This is a genomic window from Paenibacillus sp. 01T422 (assembly GCF_056398785.1).
The window spans coordinates 1-3,049 of sequence record NZ_JBFTQB010000806.1 but is presented as its reverse complement, the minus strand read 5'-3'; the positions used below and the strand labels follow the sequence as shown (position 1 = coordinate 3,049).

Genomic DNA, 3,049 nt, shown 5'->3' with positions numbered 1-3,049 from the left:
GGGCTATGGATGGTGCCAGTAAATTCGTAAAAGGAGATGCTATTGCTGGTATTGTCATTTTGGTCATCAATTTGATTGGTGGCTTTATTATTGGGATGACAATGAAAGGCATGGATTTCTCTGAAGCCCTTCAAACCTTTTCGATTCTAACGATTGGGGATGGACTGGTCTCACAAATTCCAGCACTACTGATTTCAACGGCAGCTGGTATTATCGTCACAAGAGCTTCTTCTGAAGGGAATTTAGGTCATGATGTTACCAAACAATTAACTGCACAGCCTAAACTACTTTATATTGTTGCCGGTACTTTAGTCATGTTAGGGATTTTCACGCCCATCCATTGGTTTACAACTTTTCCGATTGCTGGATTGTTGGTTTTCGCCGGTTACAAAATGCAAAAGAACTTGGAGCGAGAAGCTATCAAGGAAGAACAATTGGTGGAAGAGCAACAAATCGAGGAGGTTCGAAGTCCCGAAAGTGTTATCTCCTTGCTACAAGTTGACCCCATTGAGTTTGAATTTGGTTATGGCTTAATCCCACTCGCAGATACACAGCAAGGTGGAGATTTACTTGACCGGATTATACTAATTCGTAGGCAATGTGCCCTTGAATTAGGGGTGGTCGTACCTGTTATTCGAATACGCGATAATATTCAGCTGCGTCCGAACGAGTATATCATCAAAATTAAAGGCAATACAGTGGCACGCGGCGAACTACTCCTTAATCACTATCTGGCTATGAGCCCAGGAATTGATGATGATTCAATAGCAGGGATTGAGACAACAGAACCTGCTTTTGGGTTGCCTGCGATCTGGATTGATGAAGTGACCAAAGAGCGAGCCGAGTTATCTGGATACACAGTTGTTGATCCTCCGTCTGTAGTGGCCACTCATCTTACAGAAGTTATTAAGAAACATACACATGAGCTTCTTGGACGCCAAGAAACGAAAGCGCTCATCGACAATGTTCGCGAATCCTACCCTGCGCTTGTTGATGATCTTATTCCACCCGTATTGTCGATTGGTGATGTTCAAAAGGTGTTGGCTAAACTGCTTAAGGAGAAAATCTCCGTTCGCGACTTGGTTACTATTTTGGAGACACTTGCTGATTATGGTACATATACGAAGGACCCTGAGATTTTGACCGAATACGTCAGACAATCATTATCCAGGCAGATTACGCAGCAATTTACTTCCTTGGGTGATTCGTTAAAAGTAATTACAGTAGGTCCGTCAGTGGAAAAGAAAATTGCTGATTCTGTGCAGCAGTCTGATCAAGGAAGTTATTTGGCGCTTGACCCGTCCTCCTCTCAAATTATTTATCATCGCGTAAGTGAACAAGTAAGCAAATTAATTCAATCAGGACAACAACCTGTCATTTTAACATCACCAACGATTCGGATGTATTTGAGACAGCTGCTTGAAAGAACGCTGCAAGATATTCCCGTTTTATCGTATAGCGAATTAGAGCCTAGCGTAGAAATTCAGAGCATGGGGGTAGTCAATTTATGAGAGTAAAAAGATATGTTGTTGATTCCATGCCTGATGCACTGCAGAAGATTCGCTCTGATCTTGGGAAGGATGCGGTGATACTTAATACCAAAGAAATTCGCACTGGCGGATTTCTTGGTATGTTTGGAAAGAAAAAGATTGAGGTTGTTGCTGCCATTGATAATACCAATACGAATGCAGCCCCAACTGCACCGAAGGTTACCCCACAGTTTCAGCAACAGAAGCAGCAACCAATGATTTCTCAAGTGTATGCGTCAAAGTCGCAACCTCATCAGTCTGATTTTCCAGATGTTCCGGATGTGCTCGCAAATGTTTCGGCGGTGAATGAACCTATTGCGGCAAAATATGGCGTGGATACACAACCAACTTTTGCTCAATCGGCACAACAAACATATACACCAGCATCTATTAATGCGCCAAATAAGATTAGCTATCAGAAGGATGAGTTGCTTATAGAGGAACTCAAACAGATGAAAGAGATGATGAAGAAGCTAACACAAGCATCGGACGTCTTCGCGCTTCCAGAGCCTTTACAAAAGCTTGAACAGCGATTAAGTGATCAAGAAGTAGATCCCAAGCTAATCCGCCAAATTATGGATGAGACTGTTGCTGATTTTCAACTTGCAGATGAGCTGGTTACCGAAGAGAGTGCTATTCAAATTGTTAAAGCTAAACTTGGTCAGGTCTTTCACTCCGAACATGGCAAGAAAATTGCACCGAATACGCGTGTTGTTCATTTTGTGGGCCCGACTGGGGTCGGTAAGACGACAACAATTGCCAAACTTGCTGCTGAACAAGTGTTGAAGTATCAACGCAAGGTTGGTTTTATTACTTCAGACACGTACCGAATTGCTGCTATCGAACAATTAAAAACGTATGCCACCATCTTAAACGTTCCGTTAGAGGTAGTGTTTTCACCGCAAGATTTAATCAAAGCATTTCAAAACCTAGCAGATTGTGATGTTATTTTCATGGATACAGCTGGTCGGAATTTTCGTAATGAAATGTACGTCTCGGAGCTCAACTCCTTACTGAAGACACAAGGCAGTAGCGAGACGATATTAGTACTTAGCTTAACAACGAAATATAGAGACATGAAGGCAATTACGAACAACTTTAACAAATTTAAGCTGGATAAAGTCATTTTCACCAAGATGGATGAAACGGATTCGTACGGAGCTATTGTTAATATTGTTCATGAGTTCTCTCTTCAAATTTCGTATGTGACCAATGGTCAAAGCGTGCCTGATGACATTACGGAACTGAACGAGTGGCAAATCATTGATTTGTTATTGGAGGAACCTAGAGAATGAAGGATCAAGCAGAAGGGTTGCGGAACCTGGTTCAAATTCAGAATGATAAAGGCACAAAAACTACCAGGATCATTACCGTGACTAGCGGAAAGGGCGGCGTAGGGAAATCGAATGTTACGCTTAACTTTGCTTTAGCGCTTCAGTCCCAAGGTTATAAGGTTCTTGTTTTTGATGCTGATATAGGGCTTGCCAATATTGATGTGTTGATGGGCGTTTCCTCTAAGT

3 protein-coding genes are annotated in these 3,049 nt (G+C 42.1%); all 3 read left to right on the top strand.

What is annotated here, in order from left to right; translation table 11 throughout:
* On the top strand, positions 1-1,511 hold a 1,511-nt coding region (locus tag AC1DUA_RS31580), incomplete at its 5' end, for a flagellar biosynthesis protein FlhA (protein WP_477503508.1).
* Positions 1,508-2,824 (top strand): flagellar biosynthesis protein FlhF, encoded by a 1,317-nt coding sequence (gene flhF, locus AC1DUA_RS31575; RefSeq protein ID WP_477503507.1) that lies wholly within the window; start codon positions 1,508-1,510, stop codon positions 2,822-2,824. The genes AC1DUA_RS31580 and flhF, both read left to right, overlap by 4 nt.
* On the top strand, positions 2,821-3,049 hold a 229-nt coding region (locus AC1DUA_RS31570; RefSeq protein WP_477503506.1), incomplete at its 3' end, for a P-loop NTPase. The genes flhF and AC1DUA_RS31570, both read left to right, overlap by 4 nt.

Excerpts from the sequence above, each read along its gene's own strand:
- flhF (WP_477503507.1), top strand. The coding sequence starts at position 1,508 with ATGAGAGTAAAAAGATATGTTGTTGATTCCATGCCTGATGCACTGCAG.